16 protein-coding genes are annotated in these 24,921 nt (G+C 68.8%); 12 read left to right on the forward strand and 4 right to left on the reverse strand.

Annotated features, from left to right (window positions below):
- Positions 1-103: 103 nt before the first annotated feature.
- On the reverse strand, positions 104-3,649 hold the full coding sequence (locus CLT68_RS15630; RefSeq protein ID WP_099851749.1) for a ThuA domain-containing protein: 3,546 nt from the start codon (positions 3,647-3,649) through the stop codon (positions 104-106).
- Positions 3,650-4,171: 522 nt separating this feature from the next.
- On the opposite strand from CLT68_RS15630, the gene CLT68_RS15635 reads away from it, so the two are divergent.
- The 11 genes from CLT68_RS15635 (at position 4,172) to CLT68_RS15685 (ending at position 21,269) form a co-directional block, all read left to right on the forward strand.
- Complete coding sequence (locus CLT68_RS15635; RefSeq protein ID WP_099851750.1) at positions 4,172-5,683, forward strand: sugar ABC transporter ATP-binding protein; 1,512 nt, start codon at positions 4,172-4,174, stop codon at positions 5,681-5,683.
- Positions 5,680-6,651, forward strand: coding sequence for an ABC transporter permease (locus CLT68_RS15640; RefSeq protein ID WP_088947080.1), 972 nt, complete (start codon positions 5,680-5,682; stop codon positions 6,649-6,651). Before CLT68_RS15635 ends, CLT68_RS15640 begins: the two co-directional genes overlap by 4 nt.
- A 2-nt stretch (positions 6,652-6,653) precedes the next feature.
- Positions 6,654-7,637 (forward strand): ABC transporter permease, encoded by a 984-nt coding sequence (locus tag CLT68_RS15645; protein ID WP_197699603.1) that lies wholly within the window; start codon positions 6,654-6,656, stop codon positions 7,635-7,637.
- 12 nt (positions 7,638-7,649) lie between these two features.
- On the forward strand, positions 7,650-8,831 hold the full coding sequence (locus tag CLT68_RS15650) for a substrate-binding domain-containing protein (RefSeq protein WP_307871447.1): 1,182 nt from the start codon (positions 7,650-7,652) through the stop codon (positions 8,829-8,831).
- A 6-nt stretch (positions 8,832-8,837) separates the two neighbouring features.
- Complete coding sequence (locus CLT68_RS15655) at positions 8,838-9,689, forward strand: sugar phosphate isomerase/epimerase family protein (RefSeq protein ID WP_099851754.1); 852 nt, start codon at positions 8,838-8,840, stop codon at positions 9,687-9,689.
- A gap of 110 nt (positions 9,690-9,799) precedes the next feature.
- The gene (locus CLT68_RS15660; RefSeq protein ID WP_099851756.1) at positions 9,800-12,163 is read left to right on the forward strand and encodes an RICIN domain-containing protein; all 2,364 of its coding nucleotides are present in this window, start codon (positions 9,800-9,802) and stop codon (positions 12,161-12,163) included.
- 271 nt (positions 12,164-12,434) lie between these two features.
- Entirely contained in the window at positions 12,435-14,900 is a 2,466-nt protein-coding gene (locus tag CLT68_RS15665; RefSeq protein WP_486482191.1) for a glycoside hydrolase family 43 protein, read from the forward strand.
- Between the two features lie 187 nt (positions 14,901-15,087).
- The gene (locus tag CLT68_RS15670) at positions 15,088-17,511 is read left to right on the forward strand and encodes a family 43 glycosylhydrolase (protein WP_099851757.1); all 2,424 of its coding nucleotides are present in this window, start codon (positions 15,088-15,090) and stop codon (positions 17,509-17,511) included.
- Between the two features lie 27 nt (positions 17,512-17,538).
- On the forward strand, positions 17,539-18,171 hold the full coding sequence (locus CLT68_RS15675; RefSeq protein WP_099851759.1) for a hypothetical protein: 633 nt from the start codon (positions 17,539-17,541) through the stop codon (positions 18,169-18,171).
- Positions 18,172-18,231: 60 nt separating this feature from the next.
- A complete protein-coding gene (locus CLT68_RS15680) occupies positions 18,232-19,311 on the forward strand; it encodes a hypothetical protein (RefSeq protein WP_099851761.1) in 1,080 nt (359 codons plus the stop codon).
- 392 nt (positions 19,312-19,703) lie between these two features.
- Positions 19,704-21,269 carry a polysaccharide lyase family 1 protein gene (locus CLT68_RS15685; RefSeq protein WP_099851762.1) on the forward strand — a complete coding sequence of 522 codons (1,566 nt, stop codon included), beginning with the start codon at positions 19,704-19,706 and terminating at the stop codon, positions 21,267-21,269.
- A gap of 37 nt (positions 21,270-21,306) precedes the next feature.
- On the opposite strand, the gene CLT68_RS15690 is transcribed toward CLT68_RS15685, so the two are convergent.
- Positions 21,307-21,972, reverse strand: a complete 666-nt coding sequence (locus CLT68_RS15690; protein WP_099851764.1) for a TetR/AcrR family transcriptional regulator — start codon at positions 21,970-21,972, stop codon at positions 21,307-21,309.
- Positions 21,973-22,072: 100 nt separating this feature from the next.
- Between CLT68_RS15690 and CLT68_RS15695 the strand changes: the two genes are divergently transcribed.
- Positions 22,073-22,987 carry an SDR family NAD(P)-dependent oxidoreductase gene (locus CLT68_RS15695; RefSeq protein WP_099851765.1) on the forward strand — a complete coding sequence of 305 codons (915 nt, stop codon included), beginning with the start codon at positions 22,073-22,075 and terminating at the stop codon, positions 22,985-22,987.
- Between the two features lie 18 nt (positions 22,988-23,005).
- Here CLT68_RS15695 and CLT68_RS15700 read toward each other — a convergent pair whose 3' ends face one another.
- The gene (locus tag CLT68_RS15700) at positions 23,006-24,316 is read right to left on the reverse strand and encodes a radical SAM protein (RefSeq protein WP_099851767.1); all 1,311 of its coding nucleotides are present in this window, start codon (positions 24,314-24,316) and stop codon (positions 23,006-23,008) included.
- 61 nt (positions 24,317-24,377) lie between these two features.
- Positions 24,378-24,782, reverse strand: coding sequence for a superoxide dismutase, Ni (gene sodN, locus CLT68_RS15705; protein WP_099851769.1), 405 nt, complete (start codon positions 24,780-24,782; stop codon positions 24,378-24,380).
- Positions 24,783-24,921: the final 139 nt, after the last annotated feature.

The following is a 24,921-nucleotide window of genomic DNA, read 5'->3' on the forward strand; positions in this document are numbered from 1 at the left end:
GCCCTCCCTCTCAGCCTGACGACGACGTCCCGGTCGGGACCGGCTCCGCTCATCGGATACCGGTCCCGACCGGGACGTCATTCGCTACGGCGACCGCCGCGGGTCACACCGCGGTGAACCGCCACTGCTGGTTGGCCGCACTGTGGCAGGTCCACTGCAACAGTCGGGCGCCGTCGGTGGTGGCGGCGCCGTTGACGTCCACGCAGAGCCCGCTCAGGACGTTCCGCACCGTGTAGACCCCGGAGGTTCCCGTCGCGGTCGCGGTGAACTTCTGCTGGTTGCCGTTGTTGCAGGTGGCCTGCTGGAGGAAGGCACCCGCCGCCGTGGAGCTGCCGACCACCTCGACGCACTTGCCGCTGTGCACGGCCTTCAGGTAAACCGCGCCGCTACCGGCGTCGACGGCCTGCCACTTCTGGTTGTTGCCCCCGGTGGCCGCCCACTGGGTGATCTGTGCGCCGTCGGCGGTGGAGACACCGCTGACGTCCATCAGCTTGCCGCTGTGCTGCGCCGTGACCGTCCAGGTCTTGCCCGCCAGGCCACCACCGGTGCCAGGTGTTCCGACGCCGTTGCCGCCGAAGGTGTGCGAGTCCAGATCGAACGAGTTGTTGCTGTTCTTGAACACCATGTAGAGCGTCTGTGTCCCGCTGAGCGCGGAGACGCTCACCGGAGTCGTGGACTGGTAGTTGTCCCAGCCGCCCGTACTGGGCACCGTGGTGGTGGCCAGCAGGGTGCCGGTCGGCGAGCCGGCGCGCAGCTCGATCGAACCGCCACCGGACGGCGACGACACCCGGTAGCTGACCGTCGAGATGCCCGACAGGCTCATCGGGCTGAACGCGATCCAGTCGTTGGTGGAGATGTCACCGACTCGCTTGGTGCTCTCCGCCGCCGCCTGGTCGACGACCCGGATGCCGGACTGGCTGCTGAAGTACTCGGACTGCTTGTGCTTCGGCTGGAGAATCGCCTGCGCGGTGCCGGTGAGCGGTGCCGCGCCCCCCGCGCCACCGCTGTCGGTGTATCGCGCGTTCAGCACGTAGAACAGGTTGGCGCCGTCCGGATGACCACCGAGCAGGTCGGTGGAGATGGTGCCCGAGCAGCCCGGGTACTCGGTGGTCTCGTGCGCGTGGTCGTCGTGACCGAGCGCGGGGTTGAGGACCACCTTCGAGCAGTCGACAGTGCCGCCGTCCGGGTCGGTCACGTTGATCTGGTACGACACCTTGTCACCGAAGGTGAGCATGCCGCCGTTGGATGGTGTGGTGATGGTGACCACCGGGGCACTGTTGCCGACGGTGATCTGAACGTTGGCGAAGCCCGTCTTGCCGGTGTTGTCGGTGACCTTCAACTGCGCTGTGTAGTTGCCGTTGGCGGTGTACACCTTCGACGGGTTCGCGGCCGTGGAGCTGGTGCCGTCGCCGAACGTCCACTGGTAGCTCAGCGTGTTGCCGGGGTCCGGGTCGGCCGTGCCCGCGCTGCTGAACTGGACGGTGAGCGGGGCGGTGCCACTGGTGGGTGTGCCGGTGGCCTTGGCGATCGGCGACCGGCCGCCCTGGATGTAGTCGACCCGGTAGAGCCCGGAGTCGCTGTTGCCGCCACCGAAGTTGGTGCCCCACTCCAGCAGGTAGAGCGAGCCGTCCTTGCCGAACTCCATGTCCATCGGCTTGTTGAACCGGGCCGTGGGCAGGAACGGGTTGGTGCGGGTCACCGCCGAGGCGGAGTCGAAGTGCACCTCCTTCATGTAGCTGCGCGACCACTCGTAGAAGAAGTGGACGCCGTCGTAGTAGGGCGGGAACTTCGTCGCGGACGGGTTCGCGGGGTCGTACCGGTAGACCGGCCCGCCCATCGGCGCGGAGCCGCCGGAGCCGAGCTCCGGGAAGGTCGGCGAGGTGCCGTAGCCGTACCACATGTTGGGTGCGACGACCGGCTTCAGGCTGGTCAGGCCGGTGTTGTTGGGGGAGTTGTTGACCGGTGCCGAGCAGTTGAACTTCGAGCCGACGACGCCGGTGTCCGGGTTGAACGGCGCGTAGGGCTGGTTGTCGCCGTGGCAGAACGGCCACCCGTAGTTGCCGGGCGTCTTGATCACGTTGAGCTCGACCAGGCCCTCGGGGCCGCGGTTGGTGGTGGGCGGGTTGCGGTCCGGCCCGTAGTCGGCCAGGTAGACCCAACCGTTGGCGGGGTCGATCGAGAAGCGGAACGGGTTGCGGAAGCCCATCGCGTAGATTTCCGGCTTGGTCTGCGCGGTGCCCTGCGGGTAGAGGTTGCCGGTCGGGATGGTGTAGCTGCCGCTGGCACCGGGGCGGATGCGCAGCAGCTTGCCGCGCAGGTCGTTGGTGTTGCCGGCGGTCCTGGCGGCGTCGAGGTTGGACTTGCCCGACCGCCAGTCCAGCGGGGCGTAGCCCTGCCAGTTGGGGTCGAGGTTCGGCGGCGTGTCGTCGCCGGTGCCGATGTAGAGGTTGCCGTCCGGACCGAACTCGATGTACCCGCCGGTGTGGCCGGGCTCCGGGAACGTCCGGTCACGGTAGGCCGGGATGTCGATGATCGTCACACCGCTGGACATGTTCAACGTGTCGCCGGAGAGCGTGTAGCGGGAGACGCGGTTGACGTCGGTCGTGCTGCTCGCCGGCGAGTGGTACAGGTACACGTACCCGTTGGTGGCGAAGTTCGGGTCCAGCGCCATGCCGGTGAGACCGTCCTCGCCGCCGGTGTAGACGCTCAGCGTGCCGGCGGTGACCGTGCTGTTGGTGGAGGGCTTGAAGATTTTCAGTTGCCCGCCGCGTTGGGCGTAGAGCACCCGCCCGTCGGGGGCCACCGCCATCGCCATCGGGTCGACGGTGTTGTCGTCGAGGGTGCGCTTCTCGAAGTTGCCCCAGACGGTGCCGCCGCAGTCGCCGGCGACGTTGCCGGCGGCCCACCGGACGCCACCGAGGACGTGGTTGCGGAAGTTCGTCTCGCTGTAGGAGGCGATCGCGTGGCCCATCGCGGTGGCCCAAACCCGCCCACCACCGGCGTTTCGGCACCAGGAGATCGGGTGGTCCGGGCCCATCGCCCGGGACCCCGGGTTGTACGTGCGCTCGTCGGCGGTCACCAGCACGTGCACGTTGCCGCGCGGGTTGGTGTCGAAGTTGTACCACTCCTCGCTGCGGTTCCAGCGATCCGGCAGACCGGCCGTGGACGGGTGCTGCTTGTCGGCGACGATGGCGGTGCCGGGCAGCACGCCGGGGGAGTGTTCGGGCATGTGGGCGCCGCCGTTGATGGTCTGGTCCCACCACGGGTACTCCGACTCGATGCCCATGTCGGTGGCGTTGTGGACGCCGACGATGCCCTTGCCGCTGGCGAGGTAGCCCTCCACCGCCTGGCGCTGCGCCGCCGAGGTCCAGACCATGCCGGAGGTCTGGAACATGATGATGACGTCGAAGGTCGCCAGGTTGCTGGCGGTGAAGACGCTGGAGTCCTCGGTCGCCACCAGCTCGAAGTTGTTCGCCGCCGCCTGCTGCTGGAACATGGCGATTCCGGCGGGGATCGAGTCGTGCCGGTAGCCGGCGGTCTTGGTGAACAGCAGGGCGCGGAAGGCCGGGGCCGCCGATGCGGGTGGGGCGAGTCCGAGCGACAGTAACAGGCCGGCGATCACCGCGATGATCAATGTATTGCGACGCATGCCGTCTCCTAGGTTGGGCGGTGGTGGGGTGCGGTCACGGGCCCTACGGTGCGTCAGGTTCTGCCTGGACGCCTGGGCGGGCACGAGCGCGCGCTGGGCTGTCCTCGTGCCGTTCGCCGAAACGGCAGTCAGACCGGCAGGACGTCACACAGCGTGATGATGGCCGTGGTTGTCGTCCCGTGGCCCGCGAGGTCAGGATGAGCTAGGGATCGATAGGTGTCAATCAGCGAGGGTAACATCCGATGTCCTGCCCGGTGGACGACGGCCGTGAGCGGCTCCCTGGCTGCGGTGCCACTGTCGATCATGGACCAGCCTGCCAGTCGGCCTGGATCGAGGATTGCGGACCCGCATCCAAACATCTATCTTCATACGTGTGATGTTTCGCCGATGTCAAGGAAATGTTTGTAACGCGCGAACGTAAGCCGCCTTCGTTCCTACGAAAGTTTGATGTCCAGCGCTTCAAAGTCGCCGTAGTGTGGCATAGAACGCTGTCGATAACTACTGTCTGTGAGGGCACTCGGGATGTCAGACTCGCGGCCGGTGCCGCTGCTCACCCTTCGGGGTATCGGCAAGTCCTTCCTCGGAGTACGCGTTCTCGGCGATGTCGACCTCGAAGTCGCACCAGGCGAGGTCCACGCCGTCGTCGGTGAGAACGGCGCAGGGAAGTCGACCCTCATGAAGATCGTCTCGGGCGGATACTCGCCGGACGAGGGCACTGTCGAGTTCGCCGGGGAACCCCGGGTGTTCCGTGGTCCGCGCGACGCGCAACGGGCCGGCGTCGGCATCATCCACCAGGAGTTCAACCTGCTCCCGGAGCGCACCGTCGCCGAAAACGTCTACCTCGGCCACGAGCCGGTCCGCCGCGGGTTGGTCGACCGCCGGGCGATGCTCGACCGCACCACCCGGCTGCTCGCCTCGATCGGGGAGACGACGTTGCCGGCGGACGCCCGGGTGGGGCAGCTCGGCGTCGCGCAGCAGCAGGTCGTCGAGATCGCCAAGGCACTCGCCCTGGACGCGCGGCTGCTCATCATGGACGAGCCGACCGCCTCGCTGGCGGACCACGAGGTCGAGCTGCTCTACGGGTTGGTGCGCCGACTCCAGGAGAGGGGCATCGGCCTGCTGTACGTCTCGCACCGGCTCGCCGAGGTCTTCGACCTGTCCAGTCGGATCACCGTCCTGAAGGACGGCCGCCGGGTGACCACAGTGGAAACGGCGGACACCACCGCCGACCAGTTGGTGCGGCACATGGTCGGCCGCGAGCTCTCCAGCTACTACCCCGACCGGGCCGGCCCCGACGACCTGGGCCCGGTGCGGGTCACCGTCCGCGACGCGGGAAACCGGAAGCTGCGCGGCGTCAACCTCGAGTTGCGTGCCGGCGAGGTGCTCGGCGTCGGCGGCCTGCAGGGCTCCGGGCGTTCGGCGCTCGCCCGCGCGCTCTTCGGGGTGTCGCCGTTCACGACCGGCGAGGTCACGCTCGACGGCAGGCCGGTGCGGCTGCGCTCGCCACGCACCGCGATGCGGGCCGGCATCGCCTACGTCACCGAGGACCGCAAGGGCGAGGGGATCGTCCCCCGACAGTCGGTCCTCGACAACACGCTGCTCGCCAGCCGGGCCGTGTTCGCGATCCGCTCCGGCCACGCCGCCCGCACCGTCCGCGCCCGCGAACTGCTCGCCGCCGTGGAAGTTCGTGGCGCCGGCGACGACCAGGAGATCCGCTTTCTGTCCGGGGGCAACCAGCAGAAGGTCGTGCTGGCCCGATGGCTCGCGCTCAACCCGCGGATCCTGCTCTTCGACGAGCCGACCCGGGGCATCGACGTGGGCGCGAAGTCCGCCATCCACGATCTCGTCCGCCGTCTCGCCCGCGACGGCGCGGCCGTGCTGATGATTTCGTCCGACCTACCGGAGCTGCTGGGGATGAGTGACCGGATCGTCGTCCTGCGCGACGGCCGCATCGTGGGCGAGTTGCCCGCCGGCGCGTCCGAGGAGGACGTCGTCGCGTTGGCGGTCGGGACCGCGCGGGAGGCAGCTGCATGAGCGCCCTGTCGCTCCTTCCGGCCCGCCGTCCCGTACCGGGCGTCTTCGTGGCCCTGACCCTCACCCTCGCGATCGGCTGGCTGGTCGTCCTCGTCGACGGCGGTCAGCTGTTCAACCAGTCCACGACGGTGAGTCTGCTGCACGTCGCCGCCGGCCTCGGGCTCGTCGCCGTCGGACAGACCCTGGTCATCCTGGGTGGCTCGCTCGACCTGTCGGTGGCGTACGTGATCAGCCTCAGCACCCTCGTCGCGGCCGAGACGATGAACGGCAGCGACGGCGCGTTGGTGCCGGCGATCGGCCTGGCGCTCGCCGTCAGCGCCGGTGTCGGGCTGCTCAACGGGCTCCTCGTCACCAAGTTCCGGGTCAACGCGTTCATCGCGACCCTCGGCGTCGGGCTGCTGCTCAAGGGTTACCTCGACAACGGCTACGACGGCCCGGCCGGCACGACCTCGCCCACGCTCGTGCAGTCTCTCGGCTACCAGCGCGTCGGCCCGGTGCCACTGTCGTTCCTGCTGCTGATCGCCGTGACCGCGGCGGCCTGGTTCGCGCTCTCGCGGACCCGCTTCGGCCATCACCTGGTCGCCGTCGGCGGCGACCCGGAGGTGGCCCGGCTCTCGGGTGTCCGCAACGACCGGATCCTGGTCACCGCCCACGTGCTCTGCTCGATGTGTGCCGGGCTCGCCGGTATCTACCTGGCCAGTCGGCTCGGTTCGGGCGCTCCCCGGGTGGGCACCGAGGGTCTCTACGACCTGGAGTCGATCGCCGCCGTGGTGATCGGTGGGACCGCCCTCGCCGGCGGGCGCGGCGGTGTCATCGGCACCGTCGGTGGGGTGCTGCTGCTCGCCAGCATCGACGCCATCTTCAACCAGCTCGAGGTGGATGCCTTCTTCAAGCAGGTGATCCGGGGCGTCATCATCATCGCCGCGGTCGCCGTCTACGCCCGCAGGGCCATGCGAAAGGCGGCCTGACCGTGCAGACCGTCCAGCCCCGTTCACTGCCGCTGCGTCTGCCGCGGGTGCGCCCCGGCGGTGTCCTGCCGATCCTCGCGATCCTCGCGGTGCTGCTGGTGCTCGTCGGCATCCGGCAGCCCGACTTCCTGTCCCCGCCGTCGCTGATGTCCTTCCTCGGTCGTTCGGCGCCGATCATCCTGCTCGCCGCCGGTCAGTACTTCGTGATCGTCTCCGGTGAGTTCGACCTCTCGGTCGGCTCCCTGGTCACCGCGCAGGTGGTCGTCGCCGCCCGGCTGATCGACGGAGACCCGGCGCGTACCTGGCCGGTGGTGCTGCTCCTGCTCGCCTTCGGAGCACTCGTCGGGCTGGTCAACGGCCTCATCACCACCCGGCTGCGGGTGCCGTCGTTCATCACCACCCTCGGCATGTTCCTGATCCTGGTCGGGGCGGTCTACCTGTGGTCCGACGGTGCACCGAAGGGTGGGCTCTCCGAGGAGTTCCGGCGGTTCGGCCGGCGCGCCTTCGAGGACGTGCCGGTGCTCGGCCGCATGCCGTACGCGCTGCTGGTCCTGTTGGTCCTGGCGGTGGTGGCCGTGCTGCTGATGCGGTCCGACTTCGGCCGGACGCTGGTCGCCGTCGGCGACAATCCGCGCACCGCCGAGTTGAGCGGCGTACGCGTGTGGCGTACCCGGACCATCGCCTTCATCCTCAGCGGGCTCGCGGCGGCCGTGGCGGCGATCCTGCTGGGCGGCTACAGCGGCGTCTCGTTCCAGGCCGGAGCGGGCCTGGAGTTCGGTGCCATCACCGCGGTCGTCCTCGGTGGCGTCGCTCTGGGCGGGGGCCGCGGCGCGGTCGTCGGCGCGATGCTCGGGGCGCTGACCCTCGAACTGCTCTTCGCCCTCATGAATTTCTACGGCGTCTCCGGCGCCCTCAGGTCGGCCGTCCAGGGCGGGATCATCCTGCTCGCCGTGGCGGTCTCCGCAACTCGTTCTTCGTCGAGATAAAGGGGAACCATAGTGCGACGTTTCATGGCGGCGCTGGCCGCTGTCACCCTGCTGTCCGTCACCGCCTGTTCCACCGACGAGCCGGCCGCCGGCCCCTCGGGCAGTGCCCCCGCCGCCGGTTCGGGCACCGGGGACCAGTCGAAGTTCTTCGTGCAGGCCGATTACGACGCGGAGCTCGCGCTGCTCGACGCCGCCGCCACGGGCCCGGCCGACAAGCCGTGGGAGCAGGTGCTCAACCCGACGATGGTGGACACCGCCAAGTTCAAGAAGAAGGGCCCGCACAAGATCTGCTTCTCCAACGCGGCCCTGAACAACCCGTGGCGGCAGGTCGGGTTCAAGACCATGCAGGCCGAGGTCGAGGCGCAGAAGAGCCGCATCAAGGAGTTCGTGCACGTCGACGCCGAAGGCAAGGACCAGAAGCAGATCGCGGACATCAACGACCTGCTCGGCAAGGGCTGCGACGCGCTCATCGTCTCGCCCAACACCACCGCCACGCTCACCCCGGCCGTCGAGGCGGCCTGCCAGGCGGGTCTGCCGGTCATCGTCTTCGACCGGGGTGTCAACACGAAGTGCCCGGTGACCTTCATCAACCCCATCGGCGGTTACGGGTTCGGTCACGTCGGCGCCGAGTTCGTCAGTCAGAAGATGAAGCCCGGCGGCAAGGTCCTCGCCCTGCGGATCCTGCCTGGTGTCGACGTCCTGGAAACCCGGTGGTCGGCGGCGAAGGTGGCGTTCGACAAGGCGAAGGTCGACGTCGTGGGTGTCGAGTTCACCGACGGCGACCCGGCCAAGACCAAGAAGATCGTGGACGACTACATCCAGCGTTACGGGACGATCGACGGTGTCTGGATGGACGCCGGAGCGGTGGCCGTCGCGGCGGTCGAGGCGTTCCAGGACGCGGGCAAGCCCGTTCCGCCAATGAACGGTGAGGACCAGCTCGACTTCCTGAAGATCTGGAAGGACAAGCAGCTCACCGCCATCGCGCCGACCTACCCGACCTACCAGTGGCGTACGCCGATCATCGCCGCGCTGCGGATCCTCGACGGCGAGCAGGTCTCCAACCCGTGGAAGCTGCCGCAGCCGACCGTCACCCAGGACAACCTGGACCGGTACCTCGATCCGAGCATGCCGCCGCTGCACTACGCGATGTGCGGCTGCACCGACCTGCCCGGTTACCCGCAGCGCTGGAAGTAGGTTCGGGTGTACGCCATCGGTGTCAACCCCTGGGTGTGGGCCTCGCCGGTCGACGACGAGGCCCTGGCCGAGCTGATCCCACGGATCGCCGCGTTCGGCTTCGACGCCGTCGAGCTGCCGATCGAGCAGCCCGGTGACTGGGACCCGGTCCGTACCCGGGACCTGCTGGCCGCGCACGGCCTCGCCGCCGCCGGGGTCTGCGCGGTGACACCGCCGGGGCGGGACCTGGTGGACGCCGCACCGGCCGTCGTGGAGTCGACAGTGGCGTACCTCATGGGATGCGTGGCGAGCGCCGCGGCCGTCGGCGCCCCGTGCGTCGGCGGCCCGGTGTACGCCTCGGTCGGCCGCACCTGGCGGATGTCACCGACGGCTCGCGCCGCCTGCTACAGGGACTTCCGGCGGGCCCTGGCGCCGGTGGCCGAGCGGGCGGGCGAGTGCGGGGTGAGCATCGGCGTCGAGGCGTTGAACCGCTACGAGACGAGCGTCGTCAACACGATCGAGCAGACGGTCGAGCTGATCGACGGCCTACCGCCGAGCGTCGGCATCATGATCGACACGTATCACATGAACATAGAGGAGGCCGACCCCTACGCGGCCCTCGCGGTCGCTGGCCCGCACATCAAGCACGTCCAGGTCAGCGGCACCAACCGGGGCGCTCCCGGTGCCGACCACTTCGACTGGCCCCGTTTCTTCACGGTCCTGCGGGACACCGGCTACCAGGGCGCGATCTGCATCGAGTCGTTCACCGCGGAGAACGAGACCATCGCCACCGCCGCGGCGATCTGGCGCCCGTTGGCCCCCTCCCAGGACCGTCTCGCCACGGACGGCCTGCGCTATCTCCGGGAGATCCTCGGCTGACCGGCGCCGCGCGCCAACCCCGCGCTCGTTGAGGCGATCCGCCCACCCCCATCCCTTTGTCATGTCAGGAGCACCGTCCCGTGTCCTCGTCCTTTCCGCCGCTGCGCCGAATGCTGGCCGGCGCCGCCGCGACAGCGTTGACCGCGCTGGTCGTGGTGGCCGCCTCGGCGTCCCCGGCCTCCGCTGCCACCACCACCCTCTACGCGTCGCCCGCTGGCACCGGCACCGGTTGCTCGGCCAGCCAACCGTGCTCGCTGACCGCCGCCCAGGCCGCGGTCCGCGCGAGCAACGCCACGATGTCCGGTGACGTCGTCGTGCAGTTGGCCGACGGTGTGTACCGGCTCTCGTCGCCGATGCGCCTGACCGCTGCCGACTCCGGCAACAACGGCTACCAGGTGATCTGGCGGGCGGCGCCGTCCGCCCGTCCGACGATCACCGGTGCCCGGACCGTCACCGGTTGGTCGCAGGTCGACTCCGGCAGGAACATCTGGCGTGCCAACGTCGGCGCGGGGCTCGACTCCCGCCAGCTCTACGTCAACGGGGCCGTCGCCACCCGGGCGCGCACCGCCGTGAATCGCTCCGACTTCACCTTCACCGCGGCGGGCATGCGGTTCAGCAACAGCGCTCTCAACTACCTCAACAACCTCGGCAACCAGAACCGGGTCGAGGTGGAGAGCGTCGGCTCGTTCACCGACCGGTACTCGCCGGTGCAGAGCATCAGCGGCAACTTCCTCACGATGCAACAGCCCGCGTGGAACAACAACACCTTCGGGTTCGACACCCTCTCCAGCCCGCACCGCGCCGGTCCCTTCTACCTGACCAACGCGTACGAGTTCCTGGACTCACCGGGGGAGTGGTATCTCAACCCGGGCAACGGTCAGCTCAACTACATCCCGCTCGCCGGGCAGAACATGAGCTCCGTCAGCGTGGAGTTGCCGCAACTCCAGTCCCTGGTCAACGTCGGTGGCACCTACGACGCGCCCGCGCACCACATCTCGTTCAGCGGCATCACCTTCACGGGCACCAGTTGGCTCGGCCCCAGCAGCAGCAACGGCTTCGCCGACCAGCAGACCGGCGCGCACATCACCGGCACCTGGGCGCGCCCGTCCGACGCGTTGACCTCCTGCCAGGCCGGCTGCCCCCAGTTCGAGGCCACCCGGCCGAACTGGAACCAGATGCCCGCCGCCGTGCAGGTGTCGGCGGCCAACACCATCACCTTCAGCGACTCGCAGTTCGTCAACCTCGGGCAGACGGCCATCGGCATCGGTAACGACGCCAACGCCCACGCCAGCGGTGTCGGCCTGGGCGCCAGCAACATCACCGTCACCCGATCCGAGATCGCCCGGAACTCCGCCGGCGGCATCGTGGTCGGCGGCGTACGCGCCGACGCGCACCACCCCGGCGACCAGCGGATGGTCAACCGCAACATCACCGTGAGCAACAACCGGGTGCACGATCTCGGCCTGGAGTACCGGGGGGTCGTCTCGATCCTGACCACCTACGTGAACACGTCGCTGATCTCGCACAACGAGGTCTACAACATGCCGTACACCGGTCTGTCGGTCGGCTACGGCTGGGGCGCCAACGACGCCGGCGGTAGCCAGCACTACGCGAACCGGGGCCTGTACAACTACCAGCCGCGCTACACCACTGCGACCACCGCGGCCAACAACCAGGTGATCGGCAACTACGTGCACGACGTCATGCAGCAGATGACCGACGGCGGGTGCATCTACACGCTGTCGGCGAACCCGGGCGGCACCATCAACGAAAACTACTGCCTGCGGACCAACGGCTGGTTCGGGCTCTACTTCGACGAGGGTTCCCGCTACTACACCGCCCGCAACAACGTGTTCTCCTCCACCGGCACCTGGGCCACCGCCAACTACTGGTACGCGGAGAACATGGGCAACTTCACCGTCACCAACAACTGGTCGACGAACAACTCCACGAACGTGACCAACGGCGATCGCGGCAACGTCGTCAACGGCAACGTCACGGTCAGCAACGGCAGTTGGCCGTCGGGCGCGCAGACGGTGATCAACGCGGCCGGCGTGCAGAGCGGCGGCAGCACCAACCCGCAGAACGTGCAGATCGTGGGCGTCCAGTCGGGCCGGTGTGCCGAGATCGGCAACTCCAGCACGACCAACGGCACGCAGGCCCAGATCTGGGACTGCATCAGCTCCGCCACCAACCAGCGGTGGACCCACACCGCCAGCCGGCAGCTCATGGTCTACGGCACCAAGTGCCTGGACGCCTCCGGCCAGGGGACCACCAACGGCACCACGGTGGTGATCTGGGACTGCAACGGCCAGGCCAACCAGCAGTGGAACGTCAACGCCAACGGCACGATCACCGGCGTGCAGTCGGGTCTGTGCCTCGACGCGAACGGCGCCGGAACGGCGAACGGTACGAAGTTGATCCTCTGGTCCTGCAACGGCGGCACCAACCAGCAGTGGCAGCTGCGCAGCTGAGACAGCGGCGTGTGCCGACAGGTCCGGGCCGGGGCGACACCGCCCCGCCCGGACCTGCACTGGGGTCTGACCGTGCGGCCCGGGGTACGCCTCGACCGTCCGCTGTGGCTGGTCCTGGTGTTACGGGGACACTTCGGGCAGGTTTCATTGATTGTCTTGACAGTCTTTGTTAGCGATAACACGATGGCCTTCCAGCCCGCTCTCGCGTTTGGAGCTCGCCTTGGTCGCGTCGGTCCGCTCACGTGTCCTGAGATCTCGCCGAACGTTCGCTGTGGCCAGCCTGAACGTCACCACTCAATCTCTGGCCAAGTCGCTCGCCGGCCTCCCCTCCAAGGTGTTCCCGCTTCGCCTGCGTCCCTTGTGCACGCTCGCATCGGTTGCCGTACTGCTCGGCGCGAGCCTGGTGGCCACGCCCGCCGTCGCGCACGCCGCCGACGGCTGGTCGCCCCGATCGTCGTACACCTCGACCGACACCGGCGCCGGCACGTACTCGGTGCCGCTGCTCAACGCCGACGTGCCGGACATCAGCGTGGAGCGTGTGCCGGCCGCTGAGAACGACGAGGGCCGGGACCTCTACTACATGATCAGCACGACGATGCACCTGAGCCCGGGTGCGCCGATCATGAAGTCGTACGACCTCGTCAGCTGGGAGATCGTCAACTACGTCTTCGACCGTGCGAGCATCGGTGACGCCTTCTCGTTGCGCAACGGTCAGAACTCCTACGGCCAGGGTCAGTGGGCGTCGTCGCTGCGCTACCACGACGGCATGTTCTACGTCGCCTTCAACACCAACAACCTCAACGGGGCCTACCTCTACCGCACCGACGACATCGAGAACGGCACGTGGCAGAAGACCTCGCTCGGTCGGGGCCTGCACGACCCGTCGCTCTTCTTCGACGTCGACGGCACGCCGTACATCTTCTACGGCTCCGGCGGCACCAGTGCGGTACGCCTCAACGCCGGCCTGACGGCCATCGAGCAGGACTACCCGAACATCTTCACCGCGAACAACTACGCCGGGCAGCCGTTCATCGGCGGCCTGTTCGAGGGCGCGCAATTCTACCACATCGACGGCTGGTACTACGCCGTCATCATCACCTGGCCGTCCGGGCAGGGCCGCCAGGTCGTCATGCTCCGCTCGAAGGACCTGCTCGGGCGTTACACCTCGGCCGGTGGCGTGAACACCTACGAGGCGCGCGGGGTGCTCAACTCCAACGGCTTCGCGCAGGGCAGCCTGGTGCCGATCAGCCGCGAGGGCGGCGGGACCGACTGGCACGGCATGTTCTTCCGCGACACGTTCCCGATCGGTCGGATCCCAGCGCTCATCCCCGCCACCTGGCAGAACGGGTGGCCGACCTTCGGCACCAACGGCGCCGTCCCGGTCAACGGGCTGTTCGACAAGCCGATCCGGCTCAGCCCGGCACAGGAGGTGTTCGAGCGCCAGAAGAGCATCGTCGCCTCGGACGACTTCGCCAACGACGCGCCGCACAAGGCGTACCAGGACGAGCAGTGGACGATCCCGGCGCCGCTCGACCCGGCTGAGGTCACGCCCAACGGGTCACGGCTGGACCTGGCGTGGGAGTGGAACCACGCGCCGGACAACCGGTACTGGTCGCTCACCGACCGCGACGGCTGGTTGCGGTTGACGACCGGCACTGTGGTGACCGGCCAGTACGTCTACACGAAGCTGTCCAACCGGGCCGAGCTGGCGTGGTTCGAGGAGGCCCGCAACACGCTCTCCCAGCGCACGTTCGGGCCACGGCAGTCGGTGCAGACCCGGATGGACATCTCCGGGATGAGGAACGGCGACGTCGCGGGCCTGGCGGCCTACAACCGGGGATTCTCGTACGCGGCGGTCAAGCGCGTCGACGGCGTCAACACCCTCGGCGTTGTCAACCGGTCGCAGCCGTTCGCGGTCGACCTCGACCAGTCGACGTTGGAGAACTTCCTGCCGGGCACGACCGTGGCACTGGGTGACGCGACCGAGGTGCACGTCAAGGCGGATCTGGACTTTGCCTCGCCGGCCGGTCAACTGTGGACGGCCTTCTACTACAGCCTCGACGGGATGGAGTGGACCCGGTTGGGCGACCGCGTCGGCCCGCAGACGCTCGACGGCAGTCTCGCGCACTTCATGGGTCACCGGGTCGGCCTGTTCAACTACGCGACGCAGGAGACCGGCGGGCGGGTCGACTTCGACAGCTACCTGCTCAGCGACACGCTGACCGCGCAGGCCCGGCCACTCGACACCACAGCTCTCGACGCGGCGATCGCCCATGCGCAGACGCTCGACGCGCGCCACTACCCGGTCGACGCCTGGGCGGCGACGCGGTCCGCCCTCGCGGCGGCGACGTCGGCACGAGGCGGACAACTGGGCACCCAGAACCAGATCGACGCGCCGGAGCGGGCTCTCAGCTACCAACTGGCCCGGCTCGGAGTGCTGGCGGCACTGCCGGTGACCGCCACCGCTCAGGTGCGGTGCCTCGGTGGGAAGGCGTACGTGGCAGTGCAGGCGCGCAACGACTCGGACGCACCGGTCGAGTTCACGGTGGAGACCCCGTACGGCAACCGGTCGTTCGATGCCGTGGCGGCGGGGTCGAACGTCTATCAGTCCTTCAACACGCGCGCGGCGTCGGTGGCGGCTGGTTCGGCGACGGTCCGGGTCGCCGGGACCGTCGCTGGCCTGGACGTGACCACCGTGCGGAGCGCGCAGCACCCCGTCACCACCTGCGGCGGATAACCCCCACCACGAGCCCTCGGCTCGCCGACGCGCCATCGGTGACCGGCCGCGCGGCGCGCGACAGCGGCCCTGCCCCGCGTCGCCGGCCACGGTCGAGCCGGTGGCGGCGGTCGGCCCCTGATGTCCGGACCACCCACCGATCCCCCGCACACCGATGACCGCACGTCAGAGATGAAGGAGGACGTTTGTGGAACAACGAATGCGACGAGCGACCCGACGCCGGGTCGCGGCGATCGCGACGGTCGGCCTGATGATGGCCGCGGGATTCGTCGCCAGCTCGGGGCCGGTCCAGGCCGCCGACACGAACCTCGTCGTGAACGGCGGGTTCGAGGACGGCCTGGCCAACTGGTTCGTCAACAACGGGAACGCCACCGACGGTGCCCAACTGTCGGCCACGTCGGACGCCTGGTCCGGCGCGAGCGCCGCGCTCGTCACCAGCCGGACGACGACCGGGTCCGGGCCGATGCAGGACCTCAGCGGCAAGGTGCAGGCCGGCCAGGCCTACACCCTGACGGCCCGCATCAAGTACGAGAACCCGAGCGGGCCGGCGACGAAGCAGTTCTTCGCCACCATGCACTACGGCGGCGGCAGCTACACGAACCTCGTCAGCGTGACGGCGACGAAGGGTCAGTGGGCGCAGTTCAACGGGACGTTCACCATCCCTTCGGGGCAGAGCGTCTCGACGGCACGCCTGTTCTTCGAGACTCCATGGACGAGCACACCCTCCACCGACCCCGACCTGCACCTCATGGACTTCAAGCTCGACGACGTCTCGGTGATCGGCGCCGCCCCGCCCGCCCCCGCGTCGAAGACGATCGAGGTCGTCGGCAAGTTGCCCGGGGAGCACAACCCCTTGATCGGGCACAAGTTCGGCGCCGACGGCTTCGGCTTCGTGCACGACGGCCGGGTCTACATGTACCTGACCAACGACACCCAGGGTTACGCGCCCGACCCTGCCACTGGCGTCTCACCCGGGATCAACTACGGCAACATCAACCAGATCACGGTGCTCTCCTCCGAGGACCTCGTCAACTGGACGGACCACGGCGAGATCCAGGTCGCCGGCCCGAACGGGGTGGCGCCGTTCACCGCCAACTCCTGGGCGCCCGGCATCACCAGAAAGGTGGTGAACGGTGAGGAGAAGTTCTTCCTCTACTACGCCAACGGCGGCGGCTCCAGCAACGTGATCACGGGTGCCTCACCGCTCGGCCCGTGGACGAGCGAGCGCACCAGCACGCTGATCGACGGCCGCACGCCCGGAGCCGAGGACGTCGCGTGGAAGTTCGACCCGGCGCCGTTCGTCGACGACGACGGCCAGCCGTACCTCTACTTCGGTGGTGGTCCCGCGTCGACGAGCATGCCGCCGGCCGAGCGCTTCAACAACCCGAAGAACATCCGGGCCATCGAACTCGGCGACGACATGATCTCGACCGAGGGAACGGCCGCGGTGGTGGACGCCCCGGTGGCGTTCGAGGCGGGCCACGTCTTCAAGCGCGACGGCAGGTACTACTTCTCGTACTCGTCGCACTTCGGCGGGAACGACTTCGGTGGCAACCAGCAGCCACTTCCCGGCTACCCCGGTGGCGGCCAGATCGGCTACATGATCTCCGACAACCCGATGTCGTGGCCGAAGGAGACCTACGCCGGCGTGCTCTTCCCGAACCAGTCGCAGTTCTTCGGCAGCGGCACCGGCGGCAACAACCACCAGTCGGTGTTCGAGTTCGAGGGCAGGTACTACTTCACCTACCACGCGCCGACGTTGAACAAGCGCATCAACGGCAACACCACCCAGGGGTACCGCAGCCCGCACATCCAGGAGCTGACCTTCAACCCGGACGGCACGATCCAGCAGGTCGTCGGCACCTATGCCGGCGTGGACCAGGTGCGAAACTTCTCGCCGTACCGCGTCTTCGAGGCCGAGACCTTCGGCTGGAGCAAGGGTGTCGCGACCGCGAAGGTCGACGGCAGCTCCGCGCAGTTCGGTGGCGCGGCGCCGAACCTGGTTGTCCGTGACATCGACAACGGTGACTGGACCGCGTTGTCGTCGGTGGACTTCGGCGACAACGGCGCGCAGAGCGTGACGGCACGGGTGCGGGCGCTCGCCACCGGTGGGCAGATCCAGGTGCGGCTGGACGACGTCGCCGGCCCCGTGGTCGGCACGATCCCGGTCGACACCCCGTCCGGCCAGTGGGCCGAGGTGACCGCCGAGCTGGATGGCGTCAGCGGCGTGCACGACGTCTACTTCACCTTCACCGGCCCGGCCGGCGCCGACCTCTTCGAGATCGACAACTGGGCCTTCGCGGCGGCCACCCAACCCGAGCTGCCCGTCACGGTCACCGCCTCGACGCGGTGCGTGGGTGGCAAGGCGTACGTGGCGGTGCAGGCGCGTAACGACCACGACGCTCCGGTGGGGATCGCACTGGAGACCGCGTACGGCCAGCGGTCGTTCACGGCCGTCGCGCCAGGGGCGAACGCCTACCAGTCATTCAACACGCGTGCCGTGTCGGTGCCGGCGGGTTCGGCCACTGCCCGCGTGACCGGGTCGATCGGCGGACAGGACGTGACGACCGTCCGCACCGTGCCTCATCCCGCCGGCACCTGCGGCGGATAACCCCTTCTGCATGAGAACGGAGATCACATGAACACATACAAACGGCGGTGGATGCTCGCGGCCGGTGCGGTGGGTGCCGTCCTGGCCGTGGCCGCGGTGCTGCCATCGCCGGCCGTGGCGGAGCCCGGTGACGACGCCAGCGTGCGCGTCACTGTCGACATCGACGAGATCAGGGAACCGGGCGTCCTCGCCCTGTCGATCGCCGGCGACGCCGTCGCGCTGTCCGAGGACGGCTCGACCCTGCTGGTTCGCCAGTTCGTCGGGACCCTGCCGACGGTGACGGTCACCGACACCCGCGTCGCCGACGAGGTGCCCGACGGTGCCAGCTGGGCGGTGCTCGGCAGCGCGACCGCCTTCGCGGGCAACTCCGGCCAGGCGCCGATCACCGCCGACCACCTCGGTTGGAAGCCCCGCCTGCTCGATGGCGGGGAGACCGGCCTGGTCACCGAGGGCGAGGAGGTCGTGACCACCCTGGACGAGGCAACCGTGCCGGGCAACAACGTCGGCCTCGTCGACCAGGAGCTGCTGGTGTCGGCCTTCGACTCCGAGGCGGTCGCCAGCGACTCGTACTCCGTCAACGCCGACCTCTACCTGCGGACCCCCGCGGAGGTCGCCGCCGGCGAGTACAGCTCCACGCTCACGCTCTCACTGTTCGAATAGTGGTGTGGCGGGGGCCTGGATCCAGGCCCCCGCCAACCCCCGTGCCGAAGGGCCGTCGCCATGACCGTCACCCCGCTGCGCCGCGCGCTCACCGTCCTCGCCGTCGCGATCCTCACGGTGCCGGTCGCACCGGCCGTGGCGGCGGCGGAACCGGACCCGAAGGCCCTGACCTGGACGGTCCAGCCGGCCACCCCGAGCGGGCCGGACCAACGCCGGTGGGTCAACGCCAGCCTCGACCCGGGGCAGACCGTGACCGAGCACCTGGCGGTGCGGAACTTCAGCCGTACCGCTGTCGCCTTCTCCCTGAAGGCCGCCGACGGCTACCTCACCGACAAGGGCCGCTTCAACATGCTGTCGTCGGACCGCCCCTCCGTCGACGGCGGCACCTGGATCGACGTTCAGGAGCGGGTCACCGTCGGCCCCGACGAGACGAAGGTCGTGCCGTTCACGATCACGGTGCCGGCCGGCGCCACTCCGGGCGACCACCCGGCCGGCATCGCCGCGACCGTCACCAGCACCGGAGGAACGGTCAACGTCGAGAGCAGGGTCGGTTTCCGGGTGATGGTGCGGGTCAACGGAGTCGCGCAGGCGGCGCTGCCCGTGCGGGGCCTCACCGCGTCGTACACCCCGTCGTGGAATCCGTTCGCCGGTGGCACCGTCCGGGTCCGCTACACGGTCGAGAACGGCGGCAACGTCTGGGTGGGCGGAACGAGCCGCGTGGCGGTGTCCGACCTCGTCGACCTGACCGGTCACGATGCCACCAGTGACGTGGGGGAGTTGTTGCCGGGCGGCAGTCGGACGATGGAGACCCGTGCCGACGGCGTCTGGGCGCTGGGTCGCCTCCGCACCACCGTCACCACCGCTCCGGCTCTGCTGGGCGACGGTCAGGTCGACGCCGAGCTGCGACCGGCCTCCGCCACCGTCACCACCTGGGTCGTGCCGTGGGCGCAGCTCGCGCTGCTGTGCCTCCTGGCCGCCCTGCTCGTCGGCCTGCGGGCGGTGGCCCGCCGCCGTCGGCGGCGGCTGGCCGGGCTGCTCGCCCGTGCCCGGCAGGAGGGCCGGCAGGAAGCCCAGGAGTCGGTGCTCGTCGCGGGCACGCCAGCCGGTGGGGAGCCCGACCCGGGGGACGGTCGCCGGTGATCCGCCACGCGACGAAGCCGCGCAACCGGGTCGTGGCGAGCCGTCGCCCGGTCCCGCACCGTTAGCCGCCCACGCCTGCGCTGTCGCACCTCCCGCCTCGCGTCGGGCACTGCAACAAACCTGCAAGCGCTAACCCTTGCCTTGAGGGAAACCGCTTTCCTACGATTGCGTTACATCGATGTTTCATTCATGAGCCCGGGTGATCGCATTTAGGGCGATGCCAGCAGTGGGCGCCGATTGCGCGACACCCACTGCGTTCACCAGGGACAAGGGGATGTCGAGGGCAGCTCGGCGATTTACTACCGCCAATTTCTGAGACGCGAGGTGCCGGCCGGTCGCGACGACCGTCGCGTTGCGTCGGCAAAGACCAGACGAATGCGAAGTGAGGCGAGATGAGACGAGCAGTTTCGGTACGACTACCGGCAGCGCTGGCCACGGCAGCCGTGGGGATCGCGGTCGTGGTTGCCATGCCGACCCCTCAGGCGTCGGCGGCGGTCGGCAGCGCCACCGGCTACGCCACCCAGAACGGCGGGACCACCGGCGGAGCGGGTGGGCAGACGGTGCGGGCCACGACCGGCACGGCGATCCACGCGGCGCTGTGCGGCCGGGCCAGCAGCAGCACCCCGATCACCATCGAGGTCACCGGGACCATCAACCACGGCAACACCACCAAGGTGTCGGGATCGAGCTGCAACACCGCGGCGGGCGTGATCGAGCTCAAGCAGATCAGCAACGTCACCATCATCGGGGTCGGCAGCGGAGCCGTCTTCGACCAGCTCGGCATCCACATCCGCGACTCCAGCAACATCATCATCCAGAACGTGACCATCCGGAACGTCAAGAAGTCCGGCTCACCCACCTCCAACGGTGGAGACGCCATCGGCATGGAGAGCACGGTCCGCAACGTCTGGGTCGACCACGTCACCCTGGAGGCGTCGGGCGGGGAGTCCGAGGGGTACGACGGCCTCTTCGACATGAAGGACAACACGCAGTACGTGACCCTGTCCTACAGCATCCTGCGCAACTCCGGCCGCGGTGGCCTCGTCGGCTCCAGCGAGAGCGACCTCTCGAACGGCTTCATCACCTATCACCACAACCTGTACGAGAACATCGACTCCCGTACGCCGTTGCTGCGCGGCGGCACGGCCCACATCTACAACAACCACTACGTGAGCCTGCACGAGTCCGGCATCAACTCCCGGGCCGGCGCCAAGGCCAAGGTGGAGAACAACTACTTCCGTGACTCGAAGGACGTCCTCGGCACCTTCTACACCAACGAGCGCGGCTTCTGGCAGGTCAGCGGCAACATCCTCGACAACGTGACCTGGTCTGGCACCGGCAGCGAGAACTACCCCGCCGGCCCCAACCTGACGTCCACCACCACTGTCAGCATCCCGTACCCGTACAGCCTCGACGGTGCGAGCTGCGTGCCGGACATCGTTCGGCAGACGGTGGGCGCCAACACGGGTCTGCGGGTGTCGAACGGCAGTTGCTCGCCGCAGACCCCGCCGCCGACCACGCCTCCGCCGACCACGCCCCCACCCACCACGCCTCCGCCGACCACGCCCCCACCCACCACACCTCCGCCCAGTGGGACCAACCTCAGCCTGGGTGCCAGTGCCGACGGTTCCAGCAAGGCCAGCGGAACGAGCTACGGCAACGTGCGCGACGGCAACATCAGCAGCTACTGGTCACCGGCCGGCACGACCGGCTCCATCTCGATCAAGTGGGGCTCGGCCACCCGGGTTTCCCGAGTGATCATTCGTGAGCCGTCGGGGACCCAGGGCTCCATCGGGTCCTGGCAACTGGTCAACCACGACACCGGGGCCGTCCTGGCCTCGGGCAGCGGGGCCGGCTCCATCAGCTTCTCCGCTACGTCGTTGAGCAAGATCACCTTCAAGATCAACAGCTCCAGCGGTACGCCGCGGGTCGGCGAGTTCGAGACGTACGCCAGCTAGGGCGGTTTTGGATCGCGGGCGCTGCCGCGCTCCGGACTCAGGAGCGCGGCAGCATGCCCACGAGCGACGTGATGATCGCGACCCGCAGGGCTGTCCGCAGGTCGACCTGGTGGACCGCGAGCGCCGGCTCGGACTCGTAGACGGCGAGCAGGCTCGGCGGTGGCGAGGTGTAGGCGGACAGCGCGCCACCCACGAGCAGGGCGTTCAGGCAGAACAGCTCGGCGCGGTCGCCGACCTCGGGCAGGTGCCGCCGGACCAGGTCGGCCATCACCGCGAGGTTGCCCAGCGAGGCCCGCTTGTGTCGGCGGACCACCTCGACCGACACGTTGTGCTCAAGCACCCCGCCCTGCGCGCCATAGAGATCACAGAGCACGGTCTGGGCGGCGAGCGACCGGCTGAGCACGTCGGCCACCTGCTCCGCCCGTTCCAACGCGGACCGGCTCAGGTCGACGCCGTGGGCCAGCTCCTGGTCAAGTTCGGTCAGCCAGGTCGTCGTCCGGTCGTCCATCAGGTCGAGCAGCACCGCCTCGCGGGACTCGAAATAGCGCAGCACCGCCGTCTTGGCCAGGCCGACCCGCCGGCTCAGCTCGTTCAGGGTCACCTCGGCGACCGGCATCTCGTCGAGCATCGCCGAAGTGGTCTCCAGGATCGCCCGGCGCCGGATCTCACGCTGCTCCTCGCTGCGCGCCCGCTGGAACGTCATGACGTCAACCCTAGCTTAGGTACCGGCGGTCCCTTGACATCGTACCGGCGGTACATTACCGTTCGAGCATAAGTTACCGGCGGTACATTGGGGAGCCGAAATGAAGTGGACCGAGCAGCAGATTCCGCGCCAGGACGGCCGGGTGGCCGTGGTCACCGGCGCCAACACCGGACTCGGCTTCGAGACCGCCCGGCTGCTCGCCGAGCGCGGGGCCTCAGTCGTCCTGGCCGTGCGCGACACCGGGAAGGGCAAGCTGGCCGCTGCCCGGATGAACGGCGACGTCTCCGTACGGGAGCTGGATCTGACCTCGCTGGAGTCGGTGCGCGCCGCCGCGGACGGTCTGCGCGCCGCCCACCCGAGGATCGACCTGCTCATCAACAACGCCGGCGTGATGTACACCCCGAAGCAGACCACCCGCGACGGCTTCGAGATGCAGTTCGGCACCAACCACCTGGGCCACTTCGCCCTCACCGGCCTGCTGCTCGACCTGCTGCTGCCCGTGCCCGGCTCCCGGGTGGTCACGGTCAGCAGCACCGGCCACCGCATCCGCGCGGCCATCCACTTCGACGACCTGCAGTGGGAACGGTCCTACGGCCGGGCTGCCGCCTACGGCCAGTCGAAGCTCGCCAACCTGATGTTCACCTACGAGTTGCAGCGTCGGCTCGCCGCACACGGCACCACCGTCGCGGTGGCCGCACACCCCGGCGTCTCCAACACCGAACTGGCCCGCAACACCCCGTCGGTCGTCCGCCGGCCGGTCACCTGGCTCGCCCCGGTGATCACGCAGCCCGCGACGGCGGGCGCGCTACCCACCCTGCGGGCCGCCACCGACCCGTCCGTCCTCGGCGGGCAGTACTACGGCCCCGACGGCCTGGGCGAGGTCCGCGGCCACCCGAGGCTGGTCACGTCCAGCCCCGAGTCCTACGACGTGACAGTGCAGCAACGCCTCTGGGCCGTCTCGGAAGACCTCACCGGCGTGCGGTTCCCGGTGGGCCAGGCAGTCGCCGCGGCGTGACCGTGCCACGGGCACCCGTCACGAGGGCGTGGCCGGCAGGGTGTCCATGAAGGAACTGACCGAGAATACGGCCCGGCCCGGTCCGGCCGGGCCGTATCCGGGTGGGCTGGACAGGCCGTTGGCGTCCATCGTCGCCCGGTAGACCTCCAGCAGGCGGACGTGATATTCGAGCGGTGCGCCTTCGGGGTTGGCTCGGCCGAGCGGCGTGGTGGGCTCCGGGCACCAGGTGGTGAACCTCGGCGTGATCCCACGCGACATGAAGTATTCGAGCCCCGTGGCGGTGGAGTCGATCGCCTCGCTCACGCTCGCGAAGCCGTGCGGGGCCGCCATCTCGATGCCCGCCACGAAGTTCGGGATCACGTTGCCCGGCCCGAAGACCTCGGCGGAGTCGAGGATGCGGCGGTGCCACTCCTCCCGGCCGACGTAGCGCTCCTTGCCCGGGCAGTACAACTCGAACAGCCGCTTGTCCCACACCTCGTAGTTGGGGTGGTAGATGCGGATCCCGTAGTCGTGGAAGCGCTGCACGTCGGCTCGCGGCAGCGCCTGGGCGACGACCTTGCCGATCCACCGCCCGGGAAACCGTTCCTCGATCGCCTGCGCGTACCGGCCGTAGAAGTCCGCCTCAGCCAGCCCGTCGACCTGCGAGGTGATGCTCCCGCCGGTCAGCGTGTACGCCTGCGAGGCGCGGTCGGTGTCGTACCGGTCGATGATCTCCAGGGCCTCCAGCACCTCGTCCACGGGCTTGACACCGGTGTAGGGCCGACCCGCCTGCTTGTGCTGGCGCCAGTTGTGGTTGATGTCGCAGTACTGGCACTCCTCCTTGGCACCGAAGTACTGGCAGACCCGGAACGCGGTCAGGTAGATGAGATAGCCCCATTGGATCGTCGGGGCGACCTCCATCACCGACTTGCCGTTGGCGAGCGTGTGGCGGTAGTAGGCCGGCATGGGCGGCAGCCCGACATCGGCGATCGGCCGTCCGTCCAGGAACAGCCGCAGTCGACCGTCGCCGTCGGTCCCGACCCGGTACGGCGAGCTCGGGTTGATGCGGACCGAGACGACGGTACGACGTAGCTCGTACGGACCCCCGGTGAGCACGATCTCCTCGGGCGGCCGACGCAGCGCGGCCGTCCCCAACTCCGGCAGCGTCCGGTGATCGAAGGAGAAGATGAAGTACGACTTCGGCTTGACCGTCCCGCTTTCGTTGTCGGTCAGCGCCGCGTCGTCGAAGGCGAGCCCGCCGCGCAGCAGATCCTCCTTGAGGACCGCCTCTCGTGGCACCTGCGGAAACCGGCTCATCAGCTCTTCGACGAGGTCTGTGCGCGACGTCATGCGGTCCTCCTGAAAGGCGGTACGCCGGACCGGGTGGCCTGCGCCACCCGGTCCCGGTCGGTCAGCTCTGCTTGGTCTCCCAGAAGATCTTCGAAATCTCCTCGATCTTCCCGAGGAGCCGGTCCGCGACCGCCGGGTCAGCGGCGCCCTTCGCGCCACCGGCGCCGGCCAGCTTGGTGGCCTCGTTGAAGAGGCTGTGCAGCTCGGGGTACTTCTCGAAGTGCGGCGCCTTGAAGTAGTCGGTCCACAGGACCCAGAGGTGGTGCTTGACCAGCTCGGCCCGCTGTTCCTTGATGAGCAGCGATCGGGTGCGGAACTCGGGATCGTCGCTGGCCTGGTACTTCTCGGAGATCGCCTTGATCGACTCGGCCTCGATGCGGGCCTGCGCCGGGTCGTAGACGCCGCAGGGCAGGTCGCAGTGTGCGCTCGCGACGGTGCGCGGGCGCAGAAGGCGTGGCAGGTGCATCAGATTTCCTCCGACAGCAGTGCTGGGGTGACGGACGTCCGGCGAAACAGTTCGTCTGCCTTCCGACCATCAACGTGATCCACCACGTGACGCTAGAACCTGAACCGCGGTTCATGTCAAGCGGGCGGGCCCAGGCCTC

This window comes from Micromonospora sp. CNZ299 (assembly GCF_002754415.1).

Excerpts from the sequence above, each read along its gene's own strand:
- CLT68_RS15700 (WP_099851767.1), bottom strand. The coding sequence starts at position 24,316 with ATGACGTCGCGCACAGACCTCGTCGAAGAGCTGATGAGCCGGTTTCCG.
- CLT68_RS15660 (WP_099851756.1), top strand. The coding sequence starts at position 9,800 with ATGCTGGCCGGCGCCGCCGCGACAGCGTTGACCGCGCTGGTCGTGGTG.
- CLT68_RS15630 (WP_099851749.1), bottom strand. The coding sequence starts at position 3,649 with ATGCGTCGCAATACATTGATCATCGCGGTGATCGCCGGCCTGTTACTG.
- CLT68_RS15635 (WP_099851750.1), top strand. The coding sequence starts at position 4,172 with ATGTCAGACTCGCGGCCGGTGCCGCTGCTCACCCTTCGGGGTATCGGC.
- sodN (WP_099851769.1), bottom strand. The coding sequence starts at position 24,782 with ATGCACCTGCCACGCCTTCTGCGCCCGCGCACCGTCGCGAGCGCACAC.
- CLT68_RS15685 (WP_099851762.1), top strand. The coding sequence starts at position 19,704 with ATGAGACGAGCAGTTTCGGTACGACTACCGGCAGCGCTGGCCACGGCA.
- CLT68_RS15695 (WP_099851765.1), top strand. The coding sequence starts at position 22,073 with ATGAAGTGGACCGAGCAGCAGATTCCGCGCCAGGACGGCCGGGTGGCC.
- CLT68_RS15680 (WP_099851761.1), top strand. The coding sequence starts at position 18,232 with ATGACCGTCACCCCGCTGCGCCGCGCGCTCACCGTCCTCGCCGTCGCG.
- CLT68_RS15690 (WP_099851764.1), bottom strand. The coding sequence starts at position 21,972 with ATGACGTTCCAGCGGGCGCGCAGCGAGGAGCAGCGTGAGATCCGGCGC.
- CLT68_RS15675 (WP_099851759.1), top strand. The coding sequence starts at position 17,539 with ATGAACACATACAAACGGCGGTGGATGCTCGCGGCCGGTGCGGTGGGT.
- CLT68_RS15640 (WP_088947080.1), top strand. The coding sequence starts at position 5,680 with ATGAGCGCCCTGTCGCTCCTTCCGGCCCGCCGTCCCGTACCGGGCGTC.